Annotated in this window: 21 protein-coding genes; 15 read left to right on the top strand and 6 right to left on the bottom strand. The window is 62.2% G+C overall.

Features of this window, described 5'->3' with window-relative positions:
• The first annotated feature begins 22 nt into the window (after positions 1 to 22).
• From rplQ to FJ940_RS06830, 9 genes are all read left to right on the top strand, one after another.
• The gene (rplQ, locus tag FJ940_RS06870) at positions 23 to 454 is read left to right on the top strand and encodes a 50S ribosomal protein L17 (protein WP_140501279.1); all 432 of its coding nucleotides are present in this window, start codon (positions 23 to 25) and stop codon (positions 452 to 454) included.
• Between the two features lie 162 nt (positions 455 to 616).
• Positions 617 to 2,107 carry a DegQ family serine endoprotease gene (locus FJ940_RS06865; RefSeq protein WP_140525519.1) on the top strand — a complete coding sequence of 497 codons (1,491 nt, stop codon included), beginning with the start codon at positions 617 to 619 and terminating at the stop codon, positions 2,105 to 2,107.
• A 45-nt stretch (positions 2,108 to 2,152) separates the two neighbouring features.
• A complete protein-coding gene (locus FJ940_RS06860; RefSeq protein ID WP_140632698.1) occupies positions 2,153 to 3,460 on the top strand; it encodes a replication-associated recombination protein A in 1,308 nt (435 codons plus the stop codon).
• Positions 3,461 to 3,793: 333 nt separating this feature from the next.
• Complete coding sequence (locus FJ940_RS06855) at positions 3,794 to 4,624, top strand: aspartyl/asparaginyl beta-hydroxylase domain-containing protein (RefSeq protein ID WP_140501286.1); 831 nt, start codon at positions 3,794 to 3,796, stop codon at positions 4,622 to 4,624.
• Between the two features lie 67 nt (positions 4,625 to 4,691).
• Positions 4,692 to 5,066 carry a fluoride efflux transporter CrcB gene (crcB, locus tag FJ940_RS06850; protein WP_140561136.1) on the top strand — a complete coding sequence of 125 codons (375 nt, stop codon included), beginning with the start codon at positions 4,692 to 4,694 and terminating at the stop codon, positions 5,064 to 5,066.
• Positions 5,067 to 5,126: 60 nt separating this feature from the next.
• Positions 5,127 to 6,107 (top strand): RluA family pseudouridine synthase, encoded by a 981-nt coding sequence (locus tag FJ940_RS06845; RefSeq protein ID WP_140515445.1) that lies wholly within the window; start codon positions 5,127 to 5,129, stop codon positions 6,105 to 6,107.
• Between the two features lie 2 nt (positions 6,108 to 6,109).
• Entirely contained in the window at positions 6,110 to 7,033 is a 924-nt protein-coding gene (locus FJ940_RS06840; protein ID WP_140561143.1) for a DMT family transporter, read from the top strand.
• 1 nt (position 7,034) lies between these two features.
• Positions 7,035 to 7,826, top strand: a complete 792-nt coding sequence (locus FJ940_RS06835; protein ID WP_140655949.1) for an ATP12 family chaperone protein — start codon at positions 7,035 to 7,037, stop codon at positions 7,824 to 7,826.
• A 172-nt stretch (positions 7,827 to 7,998) separates the two neighbouring features.
• The gene (locus FJ940_RS06830) at positions 7,999 to 9,888 is read left to right on the top strand and encodes an MFS transporter (protein ID WP_140501296.1); all 1,890 of its coding nucleotides are present in this window, start codon (positions 7,999 to 8,001) and stop codon (positions 9,886 to 9,888) included.
• A gap of 77 nt (positions 9,889 to 9,965) precedes the next feature.
• Here FJ940_RS06830 and FJ940_RS06825 read toward each other — a convergent pair whose 3' ends face one another.
• On the bottom strand, positions 9,966 to 10,160 hold the full coding sequence (locus FJ940_RS06825) for a DUF2735 domain-containing protein (protein WP_140501298.1): 195 nt from the start codon (positions 10,158 to 10,160) through the stop codon (positions 9,966 to 9,968).
• Between the two features lie 311 nt (positions 10,161 to 10,471).
• Between FJ940_RS06825 and FJ940_RS06820 the strand changes: the two genes are divergently transcribed.
• On the top strand, positions 10,472 to 11,512 hold the full coding sequence (locus FJ940_RS06820; RefSeq protein WP_140501300.1) for a glutamine synthetase beta-grasp domain-containing protein: 1,041 nt from the start codon (positions 10,472 to 10,474) through the stop codon (positions 11,510 to 11,512).
• Positions 11,513 to 12,362: 850 nt separating this feature from the next.
• Here the strand turns inward: FJ940_RS06820 and glnA are convergent.
• On the bottom strand, positions 12,363 to 13,772 hold the full coding sequence (glnA, locus tag FJ940_RS06815) for a type I glutamate--ammonia ligase (RefSeq protein WP_140655945.1): 1,410 nt from the start codon (positions 13,770 to 13,772) through the stop codon (positions 12,363 to 12,365).
• A gap of 58 nt (positions 13,773 to 13,830) precedes the next feature.
• The gene (locus FJ940_RS06810) at positions 13,831 to 14,169 is read right to left on the bottom strand and encodes a P-II family nitrogen regulator (protein ID WP_006205430.1); all 339 of its coding nucleotides are present in this window, start codon (positions 14,167 to 14,169) and stop codon (positions 13,831 to 13,833) included.
• A gap of 331 nt (positions 14,170 to 14,500) precedes the next feature.
• On the opposite strand from FJ940_RS06810, the gene FJ940_RS06805 reads away from it, so the two are divergent.
• The gene (locus FJ940_RS06805; RefSeq protein ID WP_140655942.1) at positions 14,501 to 16,030 is read left to right on the top strand and encodes an NAD(P)H-hydrate dehydratase; all 1,530 of its coding nucleotides are present in this window, start codon (positions 14,501 to 14,503) and stop codon (positions 16,028 to 16,030) included.
• 17 nt (positions 16,031 to 16,047) lie between these two features.
• On the opposite strand, the gene FJ940_RS06800 is transcribed toward FJ940_RS06805, so the two are convergent.
• Complete coding sequence (locus FJ940_RS06800; RefSeq protein ID WP_140561148.1) at positions 16,048 to 17,580, bottom strand: acyl-CoA carboxylase subunit beta; 1,533 nt, start codon at positions 17,578 to 17,580, stop codon at positions 16,048 to 16,050.
• Positions 17,581 to 17,978: 398 nt separating this feature from the next.
• Between FJ940_RS06800 and FJ940_RS06795 the strand changes: the two genes are divergently transcribed.
• Positions 17,979 to 19,394 (top strand): DEAD/DEAH box helicase, encoded by a 1,416-nt coding sequence (locus tag FJ940_RS06795; protein ID WP_140501308.1) that lies wholly within the window; start codon positions 17,979 to 17,981, stop codon positions 19,392 to 19,394.
• Positions 19,395 to 19,502: 108 nt separating this feature from the next.
• Here the strand turns inward: FJ940_RS06795 and FJ940_RS06790 are convergent, their stop codons facing one another.
• Together FJ940_RS06790 and FJ940_RS06785 are read right to left on the bottom strand one after the other, a co-directional pair.
• Positions 19,503 to 20,477 (bottom strand): alpha/beta fold hydrolase, encoded by a 975-nt coding sequence (locus FJ940_RS06790; protein WP_140655939.1) that lies wholly within the window; start codon positions 20,475 to 20,477, stop codon positions 19,503 to 19,505.
• A gap of 92 nt (positions 20,478 to 20,569) precedes the next feature.
• Positions 20,570 to 21,391 carry an SDR family oxidoreductase gene (locus FJ940_RS06785; protein ID WP_140501312.1) on the bottom strand — a complete coding sequence of 274 codons (822 nt, stop codon included), beginning with the start codon at positions 21,389 to 21,391 and terminating at the stop codon, positions 20,570 to 20,572.
• A gap of 229 nt (positions 21,392 to 21,620) precedes the next feature.
• On the opposite strand from FJ940_RS06785, the gene FJ940_RS06780 reads away from it, so the two are divergent.
• The 3 genes from FJ940_RS06780 to sseA all read left to right on the top strand — a co-directional run bounded on the left by FJ940_RS06780 (position 21,621) and on the right by sseA (position 24,331).
• Positions 21,621 to 22,655 (top strand): cysteine synthase A, encoded by a 1,035-nt coding sequence (locus FJ940_RS06780; protein WP_140655936.1) that lies wholly within the window; start codon positions 21,621 to 21,623, stop codon positions 22,653 to 22,655.
• Positions 22,655 to 23,398, top strand: a complete 744-nt coding sequence (locus tag FJ940_RS06775) for an alanyl-tRNA editing protein (RefSeq protein WP_140501316.1) — start codon at positions 22,655 to 22,657, stop codon at positions 23,396 to 23,398. The genes FJ940_RS06780 and FJ940_RS06775 overlap by 1 nt, the downstream gene beginning before the upstream one ends.
• Before the next feature lie 81 nt (positions 23,399 to 23,479).
• On the top strand, positions 23,480 to 24,331 hold the full coding sequence (sseA, locus tag FJ940_RS06770; RefSeq protein WP_140655934.1) for a 3-mercaptopyruvate sulfurtransferase: 852 nt from the start codon (positions 23,480 to 23,482) through the stop codon (positions 24,329 to 24,331).
• Positions 24,332 to 24,333: the final 2 nt, after the last annotated feature.

The raw sequence follows: 24,333 nt of genomic DNA, 5'->3' as shown, positions 1-24,333 counted from the left end.
CCCGGAATGAAGGAGAAGAGCCATGCGCCATGGATTTAAAGGCCGCCGGTTCGCCCGCAGCATAAGCCATCGCAAGTCGATGTTTGCCAACCTTGCCGTGTCGCTGCTCGAACACGAGCAGATCGTCACCACCTTGCCCAAGGCGAAGGACCTGCGTCCGATCGTCGAGAAGCTGGTGACGCTCGGCAAGCGCGGCGACCTGCACGCCCGCCGCCAGGTGATCGCGCAGATCGGCAATGAAGGCGTCGTCAAGCGCCTGTTCGACACCATCGCGCCGCGCTACGCCACCCGCAACGGCGGCTATCTGCGCATCATGAAGGCGGGCTTCCGCCACGGTGACAATGCCGCGATGGCGGTCATCGAATTCGTAGACCGCGACACGGAGGCCAAGGGCGCCGGCGACCGCGCCCGCCTCGAAGCCGAAGGCACCGATGCGGAAGCCGCAGCCGCTTAAGGCTTCGCTTTTCAAATGATTTAAAGGGGCCTGCGGGCCCCTTTTTCATATTCTGGCCGCCTCGGCTGCTCCTGCGTCAAAATAATTCGATTTAATCGCCTTAGCCTTTCATTTTGCACATTCGTCGGGACAATGCGCCCCAACTCGCACGGAGGATTCGCAATGCGCGCTAAAAGACTGTCCCTGGTTCTGCTCTGCGCCTTTATGGCGTTCGCAACCACGCCGACAGTCCGGCAGGCATTGGCCGAGGATGCCCCCAAAGCCGATCCGGGCCTCTCCGACGTGCTCACCGACCTGCTGCACGGCGTCGAGGGCGAAAACGCCACCTCGGGCCCCGACAAGCGCGTGCCGTTCGGCCGTGAGGAAGTGCAGTTGTCGTTCGCGCCATTGGTCAAGCAGACGGCGCCGGCCGTGGTCAATGTCTATGCCTCGCAAACGGCCAAGGTCGTTTCGCCCTTCGAAGGCGATCCGTTCTTCGAAGAATTCTTCGGTCGCGCGCAGCCGCGCGCGCAGTCCTCGCTGGGCTCGGGCGTGCTTGTCGATCCGAGTGGCGTCATCGTCACCAATTTCCACGTCATCAAGAATGCCGACGAGGTGAAGGTCGCGACCGCCGACGGGCGCGAATTCACCAGCAAGGTGATGCTCAAGGACGAGACGCTCGATCTTGCCGTGCTCAAGATCGAATCCGACAAGCCATTCCCGGTCATCGCCATCGGCGATTCCGATGCGCTCGAAGTCGGTGACCTGGTGCTGGCCATCGGCAATCCTTTCGGCGTCGGGCAGACCACCACCAGCGGCATCGTTTCCGCACTTGCCCGCAGCCATATAGGCGTTTCGGATTCGGGTTATTTCATCCAGACGGACGCTGCCATCAATCCCGGCAATTCCGGCGGCGCGCTGATCAACATGGGCGGCCAGCTGGTCGGCATCAACACCGCCATCTTCAGCCGCAGCGGCGGCTCGATCGGCATCGGCTTTGCCATTCCTGCCAATATGGTGCGCGCTTTCGCCGATGCCGCCAAGGCCGGTCTCGATTTCTTCGAGCGGCCTTACATCGGGGCCGAGTTCGAAGCGGTGACGCCGCAGATCGCTGAATCGCTCGGCATGGAAAAGCCTGCCGGCGCGCTGGTCTCGTCCGTTGACGCGTCCGGACCGGCCGGCAAGGCCGGATTGAAGCCTGGCGATGTCGTCCTGCAGATCAACGGCAAGCCGGTCGAGAGCATCGAGGCACTGGACTATCGCATGGCGACGCTGTCGATCGGTACAAAGGCCAATTTCGCGGTGCTGACCAAAGGCCAGCAGGCAGCGATGGACATCGCGCTGGAACGCGCGCCCGAGGGTGCAAAACCCTCGGAGGTGACGCTGCATGGCCGCAGCCCCTTCTCGGGCGCCAAGGTTGCGGAATTATCGCCGCGGCTGGCTCAGAAGCTCGGCCTGCGCACCGACATCAAGGGCGTCACCGTGGTCGACATCAATCGCGATTCGCCGGCCGCCGATTTCGGCTTCCAGCCGGGCGACATCGTGCGCGAGGTCAACGGCACGACAATCGATACGGCGGCGACGCTGGCGCAGGCTTCCCAGCAGGATACGCGCTGGTGGCGCTTTACCGTCGAGCGCGGCGGGCAGATACTGCGCCAGGTGTTGCGTTACTGAGCTCGATCGCTGAAGAGATCGCGCTCCAAACCCAAAAAGAAGTGCATGGCCGATCTGTTCAGTGTCGATGAACCGGAAAAGGCGCCGCCAGGCCGGCCGCTGGCAGACAGGCTGCGCCCGAAAAACCTTGGCGAGGTCGTCGGCCAGGAGCATCTGACCGGCCCCGATGGTGCGCTGACCCGGCTGATTAATTCCGGTTCGCTCGGCTCCATGATTTTCTGGGGGCCGCCCGGCACCGGCAAGACCACGGTGGCGCGCCTGCTTGCCGGTGAAACCAGCCTTGCCTTCGAGCAGATTTCGGCGGTTTTCTCCGGCGTAGCCGACCTGAAGAAAGTGTTCGAGGCGGCCAAGCTGCGCCGCGCCAATGGCCGCCAGACCCTGCTGTTCGTCGACGAGATCCACCGCTTCAACCGCGCCCAGCAGGACGGCTTCCTTCCAGTCATGGAAGACGGCACCGTCGTGCTCGTCGGCGCTACCACCGAAAATCCGTCCTTCGAGCTCAATGCAGCTCTGCTGTCGCGTGCGCGCGTGCTGGTTTTCCATTCGCTTGGCGAGGAAAGCATCGCAAAGCTTCTGGCCAGGGCCGAAGAGACGGAGGGCAGGGCGCTGCCGCTCGATGATGAGGCGCGAGCGATGCTCATCCGCATGAGCGACGGCGATGGCCGGGCCTCGCTGACGCTGGCGGAAGAAGTTTGGCGCGCCGCCAAACCAGGCGAAGTGTTCGGTCCCGAAGGCTTGCAGCGCATCATCCAGCGTCGGGCGCCGATCTACGACAAGGGCCAGGACGGTCATTACAATTTGATCTCGGCGCTGCACAAATCCGTGCGCGGCTCCGATCCCGATGCCGCGCTCTACTACCTCGCGCGCATGTTCGACGCCGGCGAGGATCCGCTCTATCTCGGCCGCCGGCTGGTGCGCATGGCGATGGAGGACATCGGGCTGGCCGATCCGCAGGCATTGGTCATCGCCAACGCGGCCAAGGACGCCTACGATTATCTGGGTTCGCCCGAAGGCGAACTCGCCTTCGCCGAGGCCACCGTCTATCTCGCCACGGCGCCCAAATCCAACGCGGTCTACACCGCATTCAAAGCCGCCACGCGCGCCGCCAAGGAGCACGGTTCGCTGCTACCGCCCAAGCACATCCTCAACGCGCCGACAAAGTTGATGAAGGACGAAGATTACGGGGCCGGCTATCGCTACGATCATGACGAACCGGACGCGTTTTCCGGCCAGGACTATTTTCCGGAAAAGATGGGCCGCCAGACCTTCTACGACCCACCCGAACGCGGTTTCGAGCGCGATATCAGGAAACGGCTCGACTACTGGGCAAAGCTGCGCAAAGAGCGGGAATAGCAGGCTTGCGACGGCCGGTGGCGGTTGCGGTCCGAAACGAGGTTTCACCTGGGGTATTTCCACGTCGGTTCTTCTGCACGCGCTGCTCGCGGCCACGATTATATCGATGCCAATGCCGCAGCTTCCGAGCCGGCCGGAGGAAGAGCAGGTAACGGTCGACATCCTGACCCCGCGACAGTTCGAGGTCTCGGCAAGGCAGTCAGCCGGCCACGATGCCGTGGCCGTTGTGCGGCAACCCAAAAGACCTTATCAAGGCGCACGGCCGGGCGGTGGTCGTTGTCGTGATTTTGGCACTATTCATTCGCAACAGGATCGCGCTCGGCGCGTGGAAAAATGACAAAAACCCTTCGCAAGACCCTTCGCAAATTCGCCATTGCCATCCCGCTCCTTGCCCTTGGCTTCTATTTCATTCCGATCCTAACGACGATTTTCGTCGTTTGCGGCCTGATCGACGTGCTGCGCAACGACCGCAAGAATCTGTCCCTGTTCAGCGGCTATTTCCTGGGCAATGGCCTCTTCACCTGGCTGCTTTCGCCATTCAACCTGCTGGTCGACCTCCTGTGCTACAGAAATCCGGGCGTGTGGAAGCTGGAGCAGTTCCCTCAGGATTATCAGCGCGAAGTCAACGAGGTCTTGGATGTCTTCAAGGCGCGCAAGGCCGAAATCATCGCCGACATCGACGCCAATTTCGGCGCCGGCCGGCGCGGCATGTATGTCTACCAATGGTATGGCAAGCACAGGATAGACAACGTCGCCGAGTTCAACAAGGATTTCAAATACATCAAGACGATTGCCGTCTCGGTCTTCAGCAAGCGCGAATCGACCTCCTGGCACTTCGGACCGTTGCGGCTCAGCCTCCGCATCCTCTACAACCTCATTCCGATGAAGTCAGAGATCTTCGTCGAGTGCGGCAACGTCAAGAACTACTGGTACGACAATCCGCTGTTCATTTTCGACGACACGCTGCTGCATCGCTCGGTCAACGAGTATGACGGTCGTCGCTACTGCGTATTCATGGACATTATCAGGCCGTCCCCGGTCCCCAGGCTCATCGCCGGCCTTCTCGCCATCGTCTCGGTGAGCGTCGAGAGGATCAATTCGATGTTCTACAAGAACTGGAAGATGATCGGCTCGACCAAGCCGAAGAAGGCCGAAACCACCTGAGCTGGCAAGTTTTCGAACGTAGCCGGCGCGCCGGATAGGTATGAATAGTCGGGGACAGTATACGGCGATGTTCAATCTGCTTCTCGTGGCCGCCGGCGGCGGCATTGGCGCCGGCGTTCGCCATCTGACCAATATGGGCTCGCTGCGCCTTGTCGGCCCCAACTATCCCTGGGGCACGATGGCGATCAACATCGTCGGTTCGTTCGCGATGGGCCTGTTCATCGCCGCCCTGGCGCGCCGCGGCGGGTCTAACGAAGTCAGGCTGTTTGTTGCCACCGGCATCTTAGGCGGCTTCACGACGTTTTCCGCCTTTTCGCTCGACTTCGCGACCTTGTGGGAGCGGGGAGCCACCTTGCCGGCGTTTGGATATGCGCTGGCCAGCGTGATTGGCGCCATCATTGCCCTGTTTTTGGGTCTTTGGCTCGCAAGAAGCCTGCCTTAATGCTATTGCCGCGCCGAGAGCAGGCCTGGGCCTGCCAGGAAACGGGTAAGCGAAAACAATATGGCAGGCGTTGAACAGATCACGGTGGAGGCCGGCGAGGCGGGCATGCGGCTCGACCGCTGGTTCAAGACCCATTTCCCGGGCCTTGGCTTTGGTCATCTGCAGAAGCTGCTTCGGTCCGGGCAGATCCGCGTCGACGGCGGCCGCGTCAAGGCCGACACCCGTGTCGAGCCTGGCCAGACGGTGCGCATTCCACCGCTGGAAGTGGACAAGAAGGGCGACAGCCCGCTGACCGGCCATTCGATCCGCAACCAGGGCGATGCCGAAGTCCTGGCAAAGATGCTGATCCATGAGGATCCGAAGGTCTTCGTCTTCAACAAGCCGGCTGGCCTTGCGGTGCAGGGCGGCTCGGGCGTCACCCGTAACGTCGACGACATGTTGGAAGCCTGGCGCAACCAGAAGGGCGAGAAGCCGCGGCTGGTGCACCGGCTCGATCGCGACACGTCTGGCGTGCTGGTCGTCGCCCGCACCAGGCTGGCGGCGATGAAGCTCTCCGAGGCGTTTCGCGCCCGCGAGACCAAGAAGACCTACTGGGCCCTGGTCAAGGGCGTGCCGCCCAAGCGCGAGGATAAGATATCGACCTGGCTGATCAAGGAAGCCACGCCGGATGGCGATCGGGTGCGCATTGCCAAGCACGGCGAAAAGGGCGCCGACCATGCCGTATCCTACTATCGCATCATCGAGCAGGCGGCGCAGGCGCTGACCTGGCTGGAGATGGAGCCCTATACCGGCCGCACCCATCAGTTGCGCGTTCATGCCGCCCATATCGGTTGTCCCATCATCGGCGATCCCAAATATTTCGAGGCCGACACCAACTGGGATTTTCCGGGCGGGATGCAGAATCGCCTGCATCTGCACGCGCGCCGCATCGTCATCCCGCATCCGGACCAAGGTTTCATCGACGTCACCGCGCCTATGCCGCCGCATATGCGCCAGAGCTGGAACCTGATCGGCTTCGACGACGCCAGTGCGGAGGATTGACCATGAGCGGCGCTGCCGATGCGCTCGACCGTCGCGATGCGGTCGACATGGCGGCCGCCGCCATAATGGTCGGCCTGACGTTCTCCTGGGGCCTGAATTATGTCGCCGCCAAGATCTCCTATGCCGGCTATGATCCGGTTTTCCTGTCGATCGCGCGCTCGGTTATCGGCGGGCTCTGCGTCTTCCTCTGGTGCCGCTGGCGCGGCATTTCGCTTTTCAAGAGGGACGGGACATTGCTCGCAGGCATTGCAGTCGGCGTGCTCTTCGGCATCGAGTTCCTCTGCCTTTATGTCGGGCTGGAGCACACCACGGTCGCCCGCAACACGCTGCTGGTCAACACCATGCCGTTCTGGATGCTGCTGGGAGGGCATTTCCTGCTCGGCGAGCCGATCAGCCTGCGCAAATCCCTTGGCCTTCTGCTTGCCTTTGCCGGCCTCGCCGCGGTCTTTTCCGACAAGCTCGGCGGCAGCGGGGACATGCTGTTCGGCGATCTGCTGAGCCTTGGCTCCGGATTCGTCTGGGCCTTGACCAATATTCTCATCAAGCGCTCGAAGCTGGTCGAGACGAGCGCCGAAAAGCTGCTGCTCTATCAACTCTCCGGCGCTGCGATCGTCGGCGTCCTGGTGTTGCCTCTGGCCGGCCCCTCCGTGCGCGATCCCACGCTGTTGCCAACTTTGGCCCTGCTTTTCCAGGCGCTCTATATCGTCGCCTTCACCTATGTGTTGTGGTTCTGGCTGCTGCGGCGCTATCCCGCCTCCAGCCTGTCGAGTTTCACGTTCCTGTCGCCGGTCTTCGGCGTGCTGTGCGGCGCCCTGTTCTTGAACGAGCCGCTGACCATACGCATTTTTCTGGCACTTGGTCTCATTGCCGCCGGTCTGGTCATCGTCAACAGGCCGCCGCGCCAGCAGACGGCCGAAGGAGGCTGACATGCGCGATATCCTCAGCGATCTCGAGGCGGGGAAACTGCTCTCCGACCCCGATCCGGTGCGCCGCGCCCAAATCCAGATGAAGAAGCCGCTGCCGAAACGTTTTTACAAGACCGTTTCGGTCGCGCCCGCCGATGGTGGCTTTGCCGTCCATCTCGACGGAAAGCCGGTGCGCACGCCGGGCAAGACGCTGCTGACGCTGCCGACCGAGAAGGCGGCATCGCTGGTTGCCGATGAATTCGCCGCCCAGGGCGAGACCATCGATCCGGTGTCGATGCCGGTGATGCGTCTCGTCAACACCGCGCTCGACGGCGTCGCCAGCGATCCGCAGGCGGTGCTGGAGGACATACTGCGCTTTGCCTCATCGGATCTGCTCTGTTATCGCGCCGACGCACCACAAGGCTTGGTCGAGCGGCAGAACGAGCTGTGGGATCCTGTCCTCGATTGGGCGCAGGCAGCACTCGGCGCTCGCTTCAACCTTGCCGAGGGCATCATCCACGTCGAGCAACCGCGCGAAACCATTGCTGTGCTGGGTGCGCATCTTGCCCAGCGCGCCGAGCCGCTGCGCCTGGCAGCGATCCACGTCATGACCTCGCTGACCGGTTCGGCGCTGCTGGCGTTGGCCGTGGAGGTCGGCGAACTCGGCGGTGAGGCGGCCTGGACTGCCGGCCATGTCGACGAGGATTGGCAGATCGAGCATTGGGGACAGGATGCGGAAGCTGTCGCGCGCCGGTCCGCCCGCAAGCGCGACATGATGGCTGCCGTCGGTCTGATCGAGGCGCTCGAAGGCTGACCGGCCACCGCACCGCACCTAATACCAAAGTCATAATCCCAAAGTCATCTGCCGTTGGCAGGCGCTTTCTGTCATTTTTCCCGTGATTGCTGCCGCGAGTCTGCGTTCGGAAGAGAATGCGAACGCAAGGGCGCTGCATCGAGCACAAGGGTCTCACGGGAGGAGCATCTCAATGGCTATCGCATCGACCGCCAGCGGAAAGAGCCGCGGCATGACGCGAGAGGAGAAGAAAGTCATCTTCGCTTCTTCGCTCGGCACTGTTTTCGAATGGTACGATTTTTATCTCTACGGGTCGCTGGCGGCCTTTATTGGTTCGACCTTTTTCAGCCCGACCATTCCGGAAGCGACGCGCAATATTTTCGCGCTGCTGGCTTTCGCCGCCGGCTTCCTCGTCCGTCCGTTCGGCGCTTTGCTGTTCGGCCGCATCGGCGACCTTGTCGGCCGCAAATATACCTTCCTCGTCACCATGACGATCATGGGCCTGTCGACCTTCCTGGTGGGCTTGCTGCCTGGTTATGCGAGCCTCGGCATCGCGGCTCCGGTGATCCTGATCATCCTGCGCATGCTCCAGGGCTTGGCACTGGGCGGCGAATATGGCGGCGCGGCCACCTATGTCGCCGAGCATGCGCCGGACGACCGGCGCGGCTACTATACGTCGTGGATCCAGACGACCGCCACACTCGGCCTGTTCCTGTCGCTGATCGTCATCCTGATCGTCCAGGGCTCCATGAGCAAGGAAACCTATGCCGCCTGGGGCTGGCGCGTTCCTTTCATCGTGTCGTTCCTGTTGCTCGGCATTTCCATCTGGATCCGGCTGTCGCTTTCCGAATCCCCCACCTTCCAGCGCATGAAGGAAGAGGGCAAGGGTTCCAAGGCACCGCTCTCAGAAGCCTTCGGCCAGTGGAAGAACGCCAAGATCGCGCTGCTGGCACTGCTCGGCCTTACGGCTGGCCAGGCCGTCGTCTGGTATAACGGCCAGTTCTACGCCCTGTTCTTCCTCCAGAACGTGTTGAAGCTGGACGCACAGTCGGTCAACATCATGATCGCCATCGCGCTTGCGCTGGGCTCCATCTTCTTCGTCGTGTTCGGCTGGCTGTCCGACAAGATCGGCCGCAAGCCGATCATCATGGCCGGGCTCGCACTCGCGATCGTCTGCACCTTCCCGCTGTTCAAGGCATTGACCTGGGCCGCCAATCCGGCCCTTGCCGAGGCACAGCAGAGCACCCGCGCGACGGTGACCGCGGCACCCGGCGACTGCAGATTCCAGTTCAATCCGGTGGGTACCGCGAAGTTCACGACGTCTTGCGACATCGCGACCTCGTTCCTGACCAAGAACTCGGTGCCCTATGACGTCGTTTCCACGGCGGCACCGGGTACGGCTGCTTCGGTCAAGATCGGCAATGAGACGGTCGCATCCTACGATGCTGTCGCCGCGGGCGACCAGGCCAAGGCCAAGGAGGCCGCCTTCGTCAAGGCCGTCAACATGTCGTTGCAGGACGGCGGATATCCGCTGAAGCGTGCTGCGATCAAGATACCGGACCAGAAGCTCGACGCGTTTGTCGCTGCCAATCCCGAACTGAAGCTCGACGCCGCCGTCATCCGCGCCGGCGAGAAGGCGACGGTTCCTACCGATCAGGCTATCAAGGACAAGCTTTTGACCGCCGACGAGGCTGCCGGTGCGCCTGAGGTCACCGTCTACAACATACCCGGCGGCGGTGCCTTCGCCATGTTCGCCGACCCTGCGGCCGTGAACTGGCCTATGACGATCGCCATCCTGTTCGTCCTCGTCCTGTTCGTGACCATGGTCTACGGTCCGATCGCGGCCATCCTGGTCGAGATGTTCCCGACCCGCATCCGCTACACCGGCATGTCGCTGCCCTACCATATCGGCAATGGCTGGTTCGGCGGGTTGCTGCCGGCGACGGTGTTCGCGCTCAGTGCCTACAGGGGCGACATCTATTATGGCCTCTGGTATCCCGTGATAATCGCGGCGATGTCGCTCGTCATCGGCATGATCTTCGTCAAGGATACGCTGGGCACGAACCTGGAGACCAAGCAGTAACGGGTCGGATCCACATGCATGAGAAAACCCGGCGCGAGCGATCGCGCCGGGTTTTCATATCGAGGCTGAAGATGCGTTCAGCTCTTCGGCTGCTGGTTTTCTTCCTCGACAGCGGCCTCGTGATACCAGCCATCGAAATCGGCATGCGTGTTACGCAGCGAGGCAAGCTCTGCCGCGAACTTGGCCTTCGCGCCTAAATTTGAGGCAGATACGCGGCCTGCAAGCGGGAACATCAGGATCTTTGCCGACGGACGGGCGAGGGTGACTTCCATTGGCGGTCTCCTTTCTTCTCCGAGGGTCAGTTGATTCAGCTTTTCCTCAAAATAGGTTCTGCGATTCATTTAGGCAATATGCTTATGAAAAGATCAGTTATTGCCTATTATTTGCGCAATCTCTGCGTCTGATCGATCCCGGCGCATTGCTGGGGCGGTGCAGTGAATTCACGGGAATCTTACGACCATTTTGTCGCACCGGTCGACGCCAGAGTGGCATATGAATTGCTTTTTACCAGTCGGCAGGTCGGCTTGCTCCGGCCATGCGTCGACACCGCGTGCGGTGGTCAAGCACAACGAGAGGCTCTAGAATGACCAAATACAAGCTCGAGTATATCTGGCTCGACGGATACACCCCGGCCCCCAATCTTCGCGGCAAGACCCAGATCAAGGATTATGCCGAGTTCCCGAAGCTCGATCAGCTGCCGCTGTGGGGCTTCGACGGCTCGTCCACCATGCAGGCCGAGGGCCGAAGCTCCGATTGCGTGTTGAAGCCGGTCGCGCTTTATCCCGATCCGGCCCGCACCAACGGCGTTCTCGTCATGTGCGAAGTCATGATGCCCGATGGCGTCACGCCGCACGTGTCCAACAGCCGCGCGACCATTCTCGACGACGAGGATGCCTGGTTCGGTTTCGAGCAGGAGTACTTCTTCTACAAGGATGGCCGTCCGCTCGGTTTCCCCGAGAGCGGTTATCCCGCCCCGCAGGGCCCGTACTACACCGGCGTCGGCTATTCGAACGTCGGCAGCATCGCGCGCCAGATCGTCGAAGAGCATCTCGACCTCTGCCTTGCCGCGGGTATCAACCATGAAGGCATCAACGCCGAAGTGGCCAAAGGCCAGTGGGAATTCCAGATTTTCGGCAAGGGCTCCAAGAAGGCCGCCGATCAGATGTGGATGGCCCGCTACCTGCTCCAGCGCCTCACCGAAAAGTACGGCATAGATATCGAGTTCCACTGCAAGCCGCTCGGCGACACCGATTGGAACGGCTCGGGCATGCATTGCAACTTCTCGACCAAATATATGCGCGAAGTCGGCGGCAAGGGTTATTTCGAGGCCCTGATGGCGCAGTTCGAAAAGAACCTGATGGACCATATCGCCGTGTACGGCCCGGACAACGACAAGCGTCTGACCGGCAAGCACGAGACGGCCCCGTGGAACAAGTTCAGCTATGGTATCGCCGACCGCGGCGCCTCGATCCGCGTGCCGCATTCGTTCGTCAAGAATGACTACAAGGGTTATCTGGAAGACCGCCGCCCGAACTCGCAGGGCGACCCCTACCAGATCGCTTCCCAGGTCCTGAAGACGATCTCGCAGGTTTCGACCGGCGCATCGGTTTCGGCCGCTGCTTGATATTTCACGTCGGGCCTCAAGATCCCCGACAACCATGACGCGAGCCCCGGCGGGAGTTGCCGGGGCTTTTTCGTGTGACGATGGCGGGCACTATCGCATGCCGCTGTTTCCGTTCTCCGCTCCTCGTCTTCCTGGCTCCTGGCCTGGCAAAGCAAATTCCCCCAAAAAAAGTCAGGTTAAAAAGGGCGGCTCAAACCCATCCCGACAAGGCGGCTTTGGGCTGACGAAAGCATACCTTGGCGCCGGGCCGCAGGCTTCGAAATCCTCGAAAAAGCCCGGAAATCCGGCCATTCCGGCAAGAATGCCTGTCGACCGATCCTTTCATAAGCCCCTGTTCATACACCAAAATCGACCGTCTCGACGCCCGGCAGGCGACATTGACAGGCTGCGGCCCAACATGCGTATTCGCAGGCATTGGGGGATACGCCAAGCGGTGCTGTTCGAACGGGGCGGGGTTTCTTGAACGACAGCATTGGCGGGGGCGCCGGACGAGCGGGCATTGCAGCCTGAGGCAGTGTGCCGCTCGCTCCTGGCTATCCCTTTACTTGCAAAAAGCGCATGCCGGATCGCATGGCAGCCCAGCTTGGCTGGCTCAAGCCGGTCTGTGCCTCAGCGCAATCGACACGTGTGACGTGACCAGCCGACGGAACCTCAGCAGCCGGTGCGCCTTTCCAGTCGCTGGATCGGGCAGCATCCGATCGAACGCGTCAGTGTCCGCGGATTTGGCTGAACGGAAGCCTCGATATGAGCAAACAAAGAGGCCGGAAGAGGTTCATCTTCCGGCCTCGCATTTGCAGGCTGAATTGAAGCCGCTGGATCCGGGTTATGCCGGGTCCAGGGAGATCAAAAATCAGACCGAATAGTACATGTCGTATTCGACGGGATGCGGTGTCATTTCGAAGCGCATCACCTCGGCCATCTTCAACTCGATGTAGCTGTCGATCTGGTCGTCGTCGAAGACGCCGCCGGCCTTCAGGAATCCGCGGTCCTTGTCGAGGCTCTGGAGCGCTTCACGCAGCGAGCCGCAGACGGTCGGGATCTTCTTCAACTCCTTCGGCGGCAAATCATAGAGATCCTTGTCCATCGGCTGGCCGGGATGAATCTTGTTCTTGATCCCGTCGAGGCCGGCCATCAGCATGGCGGCAAAGGCGAGATAGGGGTTCGCACCCGGATCGGGGAAGCGGACCTCGACGCGCTTCGACTTTGGCGACGAGCCGAACGGGATGCGGCAGGATGCCGAGCGGTTGCGCGCCGAATAGGCGAGCAGCACCGGCGCCTCGTAGCCCGGCACCAGGCGCTTGTAGGAATTGGTCAGCGGGTTGGTGAAGGCGTTGATGGCCTTGGCGTGCTTGATGATGCCGCCGATATAGAACAGGCAGCTTTCCGAGAGGCCGGCATACTCATTGCCGGCGAAGGTCGGCTTGCCGCCTTTCCAGATCGACTGGTGGACATGCATGCCCGAGCCGTTGTCGCCGAAGATCGGCTTCGGCATGAAGGTGGCGGTCTTGCCATAGGCATTGGCGACCTGATGCACGACATATTTGTAGATCAGCATCTTGTCGGCGTTGCGGACCAGCGTGTCGAACTTGATGCCGAGTTCGTGCTGGGCCGCGGCCACCTCGTGGTGATGCTTCTCGACCCGCACGCCCATCTCGGCGAGCACGGTCAGCATCTCGGAACGCATGTCCTGCGCCGAATCGATCGGCGGCACCGGGAAATAACCGCCCTTGACGCGCGGCCGATGGCCGAGATTGCCGGTTTCGTAGTCGGTGTCGTCATTGGACGGCAGTTCGGTGGAATCGAGCCTGAAGCCGGTGTTGTAGGGATCGGCTTTGTACTTGACGTCATCGAAGACGAAGAACTCGGCTTCCGGGCCGACATAGATGGTGTCGCCGATCCCTTCCGACTTCATGTAGGCCTCCGCCTTCTTGGCCGTGCCGCGCGGGTCGCGGTTGTAGGATTCGCCCGAAACCGGATCGAGGATGTCGCACAGGATGACCATGGTCGACTGAGCGAAAAACGGATCCATATGGACCGTTTCAGGATCGGGCATCAGCACCATGTCGGACTCGTTGATCGCCTTCCAGCCGGCGATCGAAGAACCATCGAACATCACGCCATCGGCGAACATGTCTTCCTCGACCTCGATGACACCCATCGTCACGTGCTGCAGCTTGCCCTTCGGGTCGGTGAAGCGCAGGTCAACGAACTTCACATCATTGTCCTTGATCTGCTTCATGATGTCTTTGGCTGTCGTCATGTCATGTATCCCTGTGTGACGTTTTTTAATAATGACGTTTCGGAAGATGGGCGAGGTATCAGACGGCATCCATGCCGGTTTCGCCGGTGCGGATGCGCACGACTTCCTCGATGTTGGAGACGAAGATCTTGCCGTCGCCGATGCGCCCGGTCTGGGCCGCCTTGCGGATGGCTTCGATGGCGCCTTCGACGGCATCGTCGCCGAGCACGACCTCGATCTTCACCTTGGGCAGGAAGTCGACGACATATTCAGCGCCGCGATAGAGCTCGGTGTGGCCCTTCTGTCGTCCAAAACCCTTGGCCTCGGTCACGGTGATGCCTTGTAGCCCGGCCTCCTGAAGCGCTTCCTTCACTTCGTCCAGCTTGAATGGCTTGATGATCGCTTCGATCTTTTTCATGTAAAAAGTGGCCTCCACTGCCAAAAAACGGGTTGTTAGCCCCGCTTGCGCCTCCATCAAGCACGAATTGTGCCAATTGGCGGGATTTCAAGCGGTGTCATTCGATTCCAGAACATGCCGCACGAAGATGCAAATTCGCATCGTTCACTGCATCCAGCGCGCGACGGATGGCTGCAGCCTACGCGGCGTCGGTGTTCATGTCTGCCCGATATTTAGGCGTATTGCTTATTTGGTAGGCATTGCTCAGCTTGGCTGGGACCGCGCCAACTCCTCTGCGTTTGCGTCGAGCCGAAAACTGGACAATGCTTTATCGAATGCGGATCGGCAATCCATGAGCAACGAACTTCTTTCTCCCGAGGAGATGAGCGAGGCGGATCGGTTGACGATTGCCGCCGGCGCAATCGACGGCATCGGCCTGATGCGCCGTGCAGGCGAAGCCGTCGCGGCTGAAATTTTCAGCCGCCATCCGGCGGCGAAGCGGGTCCATGTGCTTTGCGGTCCCGGCAACAATGGCGGCGATGGCTATGTCGTGGCCCGCTGCCTGGCAGCCGCTGGCGTCGACACGATGGTGTGGGCGTCGGGCACGCCGAAGCCGGGCAGCGATGCCGCGCTCGCCGCCGGCGAATGCCCGGTCAAACCTCGGCCGCTGGCGGATTTCGCGGCCGAAGCCGGCGCTGTCGTCGTCGACGCTCTTTACGGAGCAGGGCTGTCCAAACCGCTGTCCGGTGAAGCGGCGAGAACGGTTGGCGTGGTGACAAGCCTGGCCTTGCCTGTCGTCGCGGTCGATCTGCCATCAGGCGTTTCCGGGGACAGCGGCCAAGTGCTCGGCCATGCTTTTCGGGCTGGGGTCACCGTCACCTTCGCCCGCAAAAAACCTGGTCATCTTTTGCTGCCCGGGCGCGAGCTGTGCGGGGAGATCGTGCTCGCCGATATCGGCATCACCGATGGTGTCATTGCGCGGATTCGGCCCCAGGCGTTCGAGAACTCGCCGGCGCTTTGGCTCAGCGCCTTTCCGATTCCGGGCGTCGATACGCACAAGTACAAGCGCGGCCAAGTCGGCGTCTTTTCCGGCGGCCCGAGCGCCACCGGCGCGGCGCGGCTTGCGGCGCTTGCCGCGGCCCGTAGCGGGGCAGGGGCGGTCACCGTCCTGTCCCCGGCGAACGCCATGCAGGTCAATGCCGCTCATCTGACCTCGATCATGCTGCGCAAGGCCAATGACAGCGGCGACATCGACGCCTTCATCGGCGAACGCCGGCCCTCCGCCTTTGTGCTGGGGCCTGGCTTCGGTGTCGGTGAAAGAACGCGGAGCTTTGCGCTCACGCTGCTCGCCGCCGGCCAGCACCGGAACGTTTCGACCCGAGTCGATGGCCTGGTGTTCGACGCCGACGCGATCACTTCGTTTCGCGAGGCGCCGGACGTCCTGTTCGAGGCCGCGCGCCAGCCGGGAGCACCGCCGCTGGTGATGACGCCGCATGAGGGGGAATTTGCCAGGCTGTTTCCTGACATCGCGGGCGGCGCCGTTTCGTCCAAGCTGAGCAGGGCCCGTATGGCCGCCACCCGTGCCAACGCCGTGATCGTCTACAAGGGCGCGGACACCGTAATCGCTGCTCCCGATGGCAAGGCCGCGATAAACTCCAATGGTGCGCCGTGGTTGGCAACCGCCGGCTCGGGCGATGTGTTATCGGGGCTCGTGGCCGGCTTCTTGGCGCAAGGCATGCCGGCCTTCGAGGCGGCGTGCGCGGCGGTGTGGATCCATGCCGAGGCCGGCAGCCGGTTCGGGCCGGGGCTGATCGCCGAGGACTTGCCGCTGGCGCTGGTGCCTGTGCTGCGTGAACTGGTGGCGGCTCGCGGCGCGCGCTGACCGGCTCGACATTCAGCTCACAGCGGAATGTTGTCGTGCTTCTTCCAGGGGTTCTGCATGTCCTTGTTGCGCAGCATTCGCAGAGCGCGGGCAATGCGGCGGCGCGTCGAATGCGGCATGATCACCTCATCGACATAGCCGCGCTCGGCGGCGACAAAGGGTGACAGGAAGCGGTCTTCGTAAGTCTTTGTATGGGCAGCGATCTTTTCGGCGTCTCCGATGTCCTTGCGATAGATGATCTCGACCGCGCCCCTGGCGCCCATCACGGCGATCTGCGCCGTCGGCCAGGCATAGTTCATATCGCCACGCAGGTGTTTCGAAGCCATCACGTCATAGGCGCCGCCATAGGCCTTCCTGGTGATGACGGTGATCTTCGGCACGGTCGCCTCGGCATAGGCGAAGAGCAGTTTGGCGCCGTGCTTGATCAGCCCGCCATATTCCTGCGCCGTTCCCGGCAGGAAGCCCGGAACGTCGACGAAGGTGACGATCGGGATTGAAAAGCAATCGCAGAAGCGCACGAAGCGCGCTGCCTTGCGGCTGGCGTCGGAATCGAGCACGCCGGCCAGCACCATGGGCTGGTTGGCGACGAAGCCGACCGTGCGGCCTTCGATGCGTCCGAAGCCGGTGACGATGTTCTTGGCGAAACTTTGCTGGATCTCGAAGAAATCACCCTCGTCGGCGACTTTCAGGATCAGCTCCTTGATATCGTAAGGCTTGTTGGCGTTGTCGGGGATCAGCCGGTCGAGCGACAGATCGTGATCGGTGACCGACTGGTAGCATTCGATCTCGGGAATCTCCGATGTGTTCGAGGCCGGCAGCAAATCGACCAGCCGGCGCATCTGCAGCAGTGCTTCGACGTCGTTGTCATAGGCGCCGTCGGCGATCGAGGATTTCGTCGTGTGAACGGAAGCGCCGCCGAGGCTCTCGGCGGTCACCGCCTCGTTGGTGACGGTCTTCACCACGTCCGGTCCAGTGACGAACATGTAGGAGGTGTCGCGCACCATGAAGATGAAGTCGGTCATGGCCGGCGAATAGACGTCGCCGCCAGCGCAAGGCCCCATGATCACGGAAATCTGCGGAATGACGCCCGACGCCAGCACATTGCGCTGAAAGATCTCGGCGTAGCCGCCGAGTGCAGCCACGCCTTCCTGGATGCGGGCACCGCCGGCATCGTAGAGGCCGATGATCGGCGCGCGGTTGCGCAGCGCCATCTCCTGCACCTTGATGACCTTTTCGGCATGCGCTTCCGACAGCGAGCCGCCGAACACGGTAAAATCCTTGGCGAAAAGGTAGACGGGACGGCCGTTGACGGTGCCCCAGCCGGTGACAACGCCATCGCCGGCGATCTTGGTCTTTTCCATGCCGAAGTCGGTCGAACGGTGCTCGACATACATGTCGAACTCCTCGAACGAACCCTCGTCGAGAAACACCTCGATGCGTTCGCGGGCGGTGAGCTTGCCCTTCTTGTGCTGCGCGTCGATGCGAGCCTGACCGCCGCCCATGCGGGCGATCTCGCGACGACGCTCGAGTTCCTTCAGCACGTCCTTCATTCTCGATCTCCTGCGCGGGCTGCTTTGTGGTAATGATGCCCGCAGGTGAGCGCAAGCGTCGCTTTTTCGAGGCGTTTTGTTGCGCTGCAACATGATGCCCTTGCATTTCAGAGCGAACTCAGCCATATGCACGGCATAGGCGCTTGGGCCGGACCGATCCGGCCTTCTCCTCGAATGAGACTGGTTGCGTCTGTTTTCCCTCTTTCCTGCTGATCGACCCCGATTGGTTAGCAAGGTGGCGAAAAAGCCCCGTGGCATGATGCCTGCGGGCACGACAGCGCAGCCGCGCGGACGAACACGTCCGCCGCCTTGTCGTTCCATGACAATTGATTCGACGGCAGGTTGCGCCCTGCCGCCATTGATGTTTGCGGCCAGAGGCCGCGTGAAAGAAGAATATTTTGACCAACGAAAACACTTTGCCCGGCAACGACACTGGAGAACTCTCCGGTTTCGCAGCACTGGGAATCACGGGTGCGCTGCTCAAGGCCACCCATGCCGCCGGCTTCACCGATCCGAAGCCGATCCAGGCTCAGGCGATCCCGCCGCAGATGGAAGGCCGTGACATTTTCGGCATCGCCCAGACCGGCTCCGGCAAAACTGCGGCCTTCGCGCTGCCGATCCTGTCGAAGATCATTGCGCTCGGCACCAAGCGCCGGCCGAAGACGGCACGCGCGCTGATCCTGGCGCCGACTCGTGAGCTCGCCGTGCAGATCGAGGACACCATCAAGATCCTCGCCAAGGGCGCGCATGTCTCGACCGCGCTCGTGCTGGGCGGCGTCTCGCGCTTCAGCCAGGTGAAGAAGGTTGCGCCTGGTGTCGACATCCTGATCGCCACGCCTGGCCGGTTGACCGATCTGGTGCGCGAAGGCGACCTCATGCTTGCCGACACCAAATGGCTGGTGCTCGACGAGGGCGACCGCATGCTCGACATGGGCTTCATCAATGACGTCAAGCGCATCGCCAAGGCGACCGCGCCGGACCGTCAGACGGTGCTGTTCTCCGCGACTATGCCCAATGAAATCGCCGAACTGGCGAAAGGCCTGCTGAAGAACCCAATCCGTGTCGAAGTCGCGCCGCAAAGCACGGCGGCGGCCGAGATCGCGCAGAGCGTCGTCCTTGCCCGCACCAAGCAGAAGCGCCAAGTGCTGTCGACGATGCTCGCCGACGAGGCGATGAAGTCCGTCATCATCTTTTCGCGTACCAAGCACGGCGCCGACCGGGTAACCAAGGACCTCGAGCGCGACGGCTTCAAGGCCGCTGTCATCCACGGCAACAAGTCGCAGAATGCGCGGCAGAAGGCACTGAACGATTTCCGCGAGGGTTCGGTGCGCATTCTGGTGGCCACCGACATCGCCGCGCGCGGCATCGACGTGCCCGGCATCAGTCATGTCGTGAATTTCGACCTGCCTGATGAGGCGGAGAGCTATGTCCACCGCATCGGCCGCACCGGCCGCAACGGCCGGGACGGCATTGCGATTACGCTCTGCGATCCGTCCGAGAACAGCAAGCTGCGCCAGGTCGAACGCATCATCCGCGCCAAGCTGCCTGTTGTCGCCGACCATCTCGGCAGCCCCGATCCGCAGCGCAACCCGGCTGAGAAGAACGAGCGCTTCGAGCCTGCCAATGACCGCAACGAGCGCAATGGCCGTCGCGACGGCAGGCGGCCGGGCGGCCAGAACAACGGCTCCGGCAAGAAGCGCTTCGGTGACAAGCCGGCCTTCGCTGGCGACCGCAAACCGGAAGGCGCCAAGCCCTTCAAGGGCAACAATAAACGCCGCTTCGGCGGCAAGCGGCCCGCGGCGCGGGCCGCGTAGGCAGGCCGCTTCGTATTGGCCGGGCATTTGCGTGCCCGGCTGGTCACCAGTGAGATAAAGGGCGACCGCGGTGAGGCTGCGGTCGCCCTTTCCGTATGGAAGCTCGGGCTACTTCGCGACCGCCTCGATCCAGACGGCAATTCTTTGTGCAAGGAAGGTCGTGGTCGATGGCGACAGGGCGTCGCCGGCGATGACGTGGTTGTCGGGATCGCCGGTATCGTCGACCGGAACCAGCTCGTGCGGCGCGCCCCAACGCCCGGCGATTTCACGCGTGCGGTCAGGCCGCACCACGCGGTCCGAATCCGAAAAGATGAAGAGGGCAGGGACCACCGCTTTCTCCACCGGCGCGCCATAGGCAAGTTCCGTCAGCGCCTGCATCGGCAGCGTCGCGGCAAGGGGATATCTGGTGGTCCAGAATTTCTCGTGCAGCGCGTTGCGCGGCATGAAGCTGCGCTCCTTGCCGGCGACGAGTTCGGCTATTTGTTTGCCCCATCGCATGGTCAGGATCCCGGCGCCCGACGCCTTGACGCCGAAATTCGGCGAGATGAACGCGATCGCCGCCACGCCGTCCGAAGCGCCCGGCTGTGTTGCCGCCCAGGCCGCCAGCGAGCCGCCGGTCGAGGTAGAGATGACGATCACCTTGTCGCCGATGGCCCGGCCGATCGCGAGCGCCTCCTCATAGTCGTTGATCCAGGCATTGAGGCTGCCTTGCGTCATGGCCGCGCCATCCTGCCCGTGGCCGGTGAGGCGGGTGAAGAACAGATTGGCGTCGAGTTGGTCGGCAACCTCGTCGGGCAGCGGGCGGAGCTCGCCCTTCGACGCCGAAAAGCCGTGGATATAGACGATGGACAGCCGTGTCCTGGCATGCACCATCGGATTGGCCCAGATGATCTCTTTCTCCAGCCCGTCACGGATGCCGGATATCGCCGCTTCCGTCCTGGCCACGTAGGCCTGCGGATCGTCGCCGATTGCGGATGGATCGAAGCGGATCGTGGTGTCGACGGGAACCCGCGGGCCGAGCACGAAGGCCAGTGCGAGGATGGCGACTAACCCCAGCACAGCAAGCACGATTCGTCGCCCCATCGCAGACTCCAAACGCAACAACAACAAACCTACGGCGGTGGCGGGGAACAGGCAACGACCGGCCGGCGATGAAGCCGCCGATCCGCTGGCTTCTATTCGCTCGGCGGCTTGCGGTCGTAATTCAGCGGCCGTGCCTTCCAGCTCGTCATGAGGCTGATCACGCCTCGGTACACCGGTCTCGGCAACAGGCTGAGCAGCTTCAGGGGCCAGCTCGTCCGGCGCGGGAATGTGACCTCGAAGCCGCCGGATTTGATACCCCGCACCATGCGCCGCGTCGCTCGGCTGACCGGCATCAGCCCCGGCATGGGCAGCATGTTCTTCTCGGTCAGCGGTGTGTCTATGAAGCCCGGATTCATGACCTGGACGCGCACGTTCATCTTGTCGAAATCGTATTTCAGCGATTCGGCCAGGATGTTGATCGCCGCTTTGGTGCCGCCATAAGCGGCGGTCGTCGGCCAGCCGAAATAAGCGGTGACCGAGCCGACCAGCACAATATGACCGCGCGCCCGCACGCGCATGCGTTCGACAACCGGCACAAGCCCGTTGATGATGCCGAAATAGTTGACCTCGAAAGACCGGCGAAAATCGCTGACGACGAGAGCCTCGCCAGGCGTGGAAATGTAGTTGCCCGCGTTTAAGACGGCGAGCACGATGGGGCCAAGCTCGTTCTCGATTGCAGCGACGGTTCTTGCCATGCGCGGCTCGTCGGTCACGTCGCAGGGAAAAGCCTTGACCTTGCCTGGCATCTGCGCGGTCTCGACAATCAGCGTGTCGATGGGATCGCCATCGGGTGCCGTTACGGCCACCGCATAGCCCTGGGACGCAAGGTCCCTGGCCAGCGAACGGCCGATGCCGCTGCTGCCTCCCGTGACCCAGGCGACGCCATGCTTCGGGTCGGCCCGATAGAGTGTCATGCTGCGCCCCCGTCGAATTGTTCTTGGCTTTTGCTCTAACCGCGAAGAAATCGAATGAAAAGAGCGGTTTTCGACGCCGGCCGCAAATGAACAACGCGGATAGGCCCGGCACCAAGGTGACGCCGGCGCAAATGCAGTACGGAAAATGCGACTGGACCAGGCAAATTCTTGCCTTGAAACCGAAGCTTCGGGTTTCTAGGGTTTCGCGCAGCTACACAAGGACTCCCGAATGCCCCGCTCCGTGATCGACGCTATCGGCAACACGCCATTGATCCGCCTCAACAGGGCTTCGGAAGAAACCGGCTGCGAGATCCTGGGCAAGGCCGAATTCATGAATCCAGGACAGTCGGTCAAGGACCGCGCCGGCCTGTTCATCATCCGCGATGCCGAAGAGCGTGGGCTGCTCAGGCCGGGCGGCGTCATTGTCGAGGGCACGGCCGGCAATACGGGCATCGGGCTGACGCTGGTCGCCAAGGCGCTCGGCTACCGCACCGTCATCGTCATTCCCGAAACGCAGAGCCAGGAGAAGAAGGACACGATCAAGCTGCTCGGCGCCGAGCTGATCGAGGTTCCGGCCGTGCCGTACAAGAACCCCAACAATTACGTGAGATTGTCGGGGCGGCTGGCTGAGCAAATGGCGCGTTCGGAGCCGAACGGCGCTATCTGGGCCAACCAGTTCGACAATGTCGCCAACCGCGACGGGCACATCCGCACCACGGCGCAGGAGATCTGGAGCCAGACCGGCGGCAAGGTCGACGGCTTCGTCTCGGCGGTCGGCTCGGGCGGAACGCTGGCCGGCGTCGCTTTCGGACTGAAGGCGAAAAGCAAGGACGTAAAGATCGCTCTCGCCGATCCGCTGGGCGCTGCGCTCTACAGTTTCTATACCAGCGGTGAGCTGAAATCCGAGGGCAGTTCGATCACCGAAGGCATCGGGCAGGGACGCATCACCGCCAACCTCGATGGGTTCACGCCCGACTTCTCGTTCCAAATTCGTGATGAGGATGCGTTGCCGATCGTCTTCGACCTGGTCCAGGAGGAAGGCCTTTGCGTCGGCGGTTCGACCGGCATCAACATAGCGGGCGCGATCCGACTGGCGCGTGAACTCGGCCCCGGCCATACCATCGTGACCATTCTTTGCGACTACGGCACACGCTACCAATCGAAACTGTTCAATCCCGAATTCCTGCGCGAAAAGAAGCTGCCGGTGCCCGGCTGGATGGAAGAGAAATCAGATATTTCCGTGCCGTTTGAAAAGGTCGTGTGATGGCGCACAAGACCGAAGCGCTGTTTCGCGACGACGCCTATCTCAGGACGGCCGATGCCGTGGTGGTCGCCGTCAACGAGCGCGGCGGCATCGTTCTGGACCGCACCATCTTCTATGCCACCTCGGGCGGGCAGCCGGGCGATAGCGGCTATCTCCAGCGCGCCGATGGCAGCCGCATCGTCCTGGCCGCTACCATCACCGGGGAAACAAAGGACGAGATCATCCACGTGCCGGCGCCGGAACAAGCCGCGCCTGCGGTCGGCGAGCGCCTGAAGCTCGCAATCGACTGGGAGCGACGTCATCTCTTGATGCGCATGCATGCCGCTTGCCATTTGCTCACCGTCGTCTGCCCGTTTCCGATCACCGGCGCGGCGGTTTCGGAAGACGACAGCCGTGTCGATTTCGACATTCCCGACGCCAGCTTCAGCAAGGAAGACGTGACGGCTGGCCTGATGGGCCTGGTGCGGGCCGATCATCCGATCTTTACCAGGCTGATCAGCGACGAGGAACTGGCCGCCAATCCGGGTCTGGTGAAGTCCAAGAATGTCCGTCCGCCGCTAGGTACCGGCAAAATCCGGCTGGTCTGCATCGGCGAGAATGCTTCGGTGGACAGTCAGCCCTGTGGTGGCACCCATGTCAAAAGCACCGGCGAGATCGGCGAAATCCATATCGGCAAGATTGAGAAGAAGGGGCGTGAAAACCGGCGCTTCCGCATCCGGTTTGGACCGATGCCCCAAACATGATCTCGAAAGCTACGATGTTTTCGGACAAGATCATGCGGCAAGGCAAGACAACGTCTGGTCAATGGCGGCAGGAGAACCACAATGGCTGAAGACAGTCCTTTCACCGTCGACGCTGACTGGTTGCAGGAGCGTTTGGGCCAGCCTGGCCTGACGATTGTCGATGCATCCTGGTATCTTCCGGCGCAAAACCGCGACGCGCGCGCCGAGTATGACGCTGGGCACATTCCGGGCGCCCGCTTCCTGGATCAGGACGCGGTCTCCGATCCGGACGCCGCGCTGCCGCATACGCTGCCGTCGCCGCAGCATTTCGCGCAGTATGTCGGCGCGATGGGCGTTTCGGCAGATGACACGATCATCGTCTATGACGGCCCGGGCTTTTTCTCGGCACCTCGGGCTTGGTGGATGTTCCGGGTGATGGGCGTCTTCCAGACCTATATCCTTGACGGCGGTTTCGATGGCTGGAAAGCGGCAGGTCGGCCGGTGACGGCCGAACCGACCAAAATCGCGCCAAGCGTGTTCCACGCCGATTTCGACGCCGGCCGGGTCGCCAGCCTTGCCGAGATGCGCCGCATCGTCGAAACCCGGGAAAGCCAGATTGCCGATGCACGCGGGGCAGGACGCTTCACCGGCGCGGAGCCGGAGCCGCGTGCGGGCGTCCGTTCCGGCCATATGCCGGGCGCGCGCAACTTGCCTTATTCGGCGCTGTCGGAAAACGGCGTGCTTCTGCCGAAGGAGCGGTTGCGCAAGGTGGTCGAGGACGCCGGCCTCGATCTGTCGAAGCCTATCGTCACTTCCTGCGGCTCCGGCGTTACGGCGGCGGTGATCACGCTTGCGTTGGAAACGCTTGGCCATGCCGACAACAGGCTTTACGACGGCTCATGGACCGAATGGGGCGGTCTCTCCGACACACCAGTCGTGACAGGCAAGGAATGACG

It is taken from the genome of Mesorhizobium sp. B2-3-7 (genome assembly GCF_006442695.1).
GTDB lineage: Bacteria > Pseudomonadota > Alphaproteobacteria > Rhizobiales > Rhizobiaceae > Mesorhizobium.
The sequence above is the reverse complement of the archived record's forward strand: the minus strand, read 5'-3'. Positions and strand labels throughout refer to the sequence as shown.

Excerpts from the sequence above, each read along its gene's own strand:
- rplQ (WP_140501279.1), top strand. The coding sequence starts at position 23 with ATGCGCCATGGATTTAAAGGCCGCCGGTTCGCCCGCAGCATAAGCCAT.
- FJ940_RS06865 (WP_140525519.1), top strand. The coding sequence starts at position 617 with ATGCGCGCTAAAAGACTGTCCCTGGTTCTGCTCTGCGCCTTTATGGCG.
- FJ940_RS06860 (WP_140632698.1), top strand. The coding sequence starts at position 2,153 with ATGGCCGATCTGTTCAGTGTCGATGAACCGGAAAAGGCGCCGCCAGGC.
- FJ940_RS06855 (WP_140501286.1), top strand. The coding sequence starts at position 3,794 with ATGACAAAAACCCTTCGCAAGACCCTTCGCAAATTCGCCATTGCCATC.
- crcB (WP_140561136.1), top strand. The coding sequence starts at position 4,692 with ATGTTCAATCTGCTTCTCGTGGCCGCCGGCGGCGGCATTGGCGCCGGC.
- FJ940_RS06845 (WP_140515445.1), top strand. The coding sequence starts at position 5,127 with ATGGCAGGCGTTGAACAGATCACGGTGGAGGCCGGCGAGGCGGGCATG.
- FJ940_RS06840 (WP_140561143.1), top strand. The coding sequence starts at position 6,110 with ATGAGCGGCGCTGCCGATGCGCTCGACCGTCGCGATGCGGTCGACATG.
- FJ940_RS06835 (WP_140655949.1), top strand. The coding sequence starts at position 7,035 with ATGCGCGATATCCTCAGCGATCTCGAGGCGGGGAAACTGCTCTCCGAC.
- FJ940_RS06830 (WP_140501296.1), top strand. The coding sequence starts at position 7,999 with ATGGCTATCGCATCGACCGCCAGCGGAAAGAGCCGCGGCATGACGCGA.
- FJ940_RS06825 (WP_140501298.1), bottom strand. The coding sequence starts at position 10,160 with ATGGAAGTCACCCTCGCCCGTCCGTCGGCAAAGATCCTGATGTTCCCG.
- FJ940_RS06820 (WP_140501300.1), top strand. The coding sequence starts at position 10,472 with ATGACCAAATACAAGCTCGAGTATATCTGGCTCGACGGATACACCCCG.
- glnA (WP_140655945.1), bottom strand. The coding sequence starts at position 13,772 with ATGACGACAGCCAAAGACATCATGAAGCAGATCAAGGACAATGATGTG.
- FJ940_RS06810 (WP_006205430.1), bottom strand. The coding sequence starts at position 14,169 with ATGAAAAAGATCGAAGCGATCATCAAGCCATTCAAGCTGGACGAAGTG.
- FJ940_RS06805 (WP_140655942.1), top strand. The coding sequence starts at position 14,501 with ATGAGCAACGAACTTCTTTCTCCCGAGGAGATGAGCGAGGCGGATCGG.
- FJ940_RS06800 (WP_140561148.1), bottom strand. The coding sequence starts at position 17,580 with ATGAAGGACGTGCTGAAGGAACTCGAGCGTCGTCGCGAGATCGCCCGC.
- FJ940_RS06790 (WP_140655939.1), bottom strand. The coding sequence starts at position 20,477 with ATGGGGCGACGAATCGTGCTTGCTGTGCTGGGGTTAGTCGCCATCCTC.
- FJ940_RS06785 (WP_140501312.1), bottom strand. The coding sequence starts at position 21,391 with ATGACACTCTATCGGGCCGACCCGAAGCATGGCGTCGCCTGGGTCACG.
- FJ940_RS06780 (WP_140655936.1), top strand. The coding sequence starts at position 21,621 with ATGCCCCGCTCCGTGATCGACGCTATCGGCAACACGCCATTGATCCGC.
- FJ940_RS06775 (WP_140501316.1), top strand. The coding sequence starts at position 22,655 with ATGGCGCACAAGACCGAAGCGCTGTTTCGCGACGACGCCTATCTCAGG.
- sseA (WP_140655934.1), top strand. The coding sequence starts at position 23,480 with ATGGCTGAAGACAGTCCTTTCACCGTCGACGCTGACTGGTTGCAGGAG.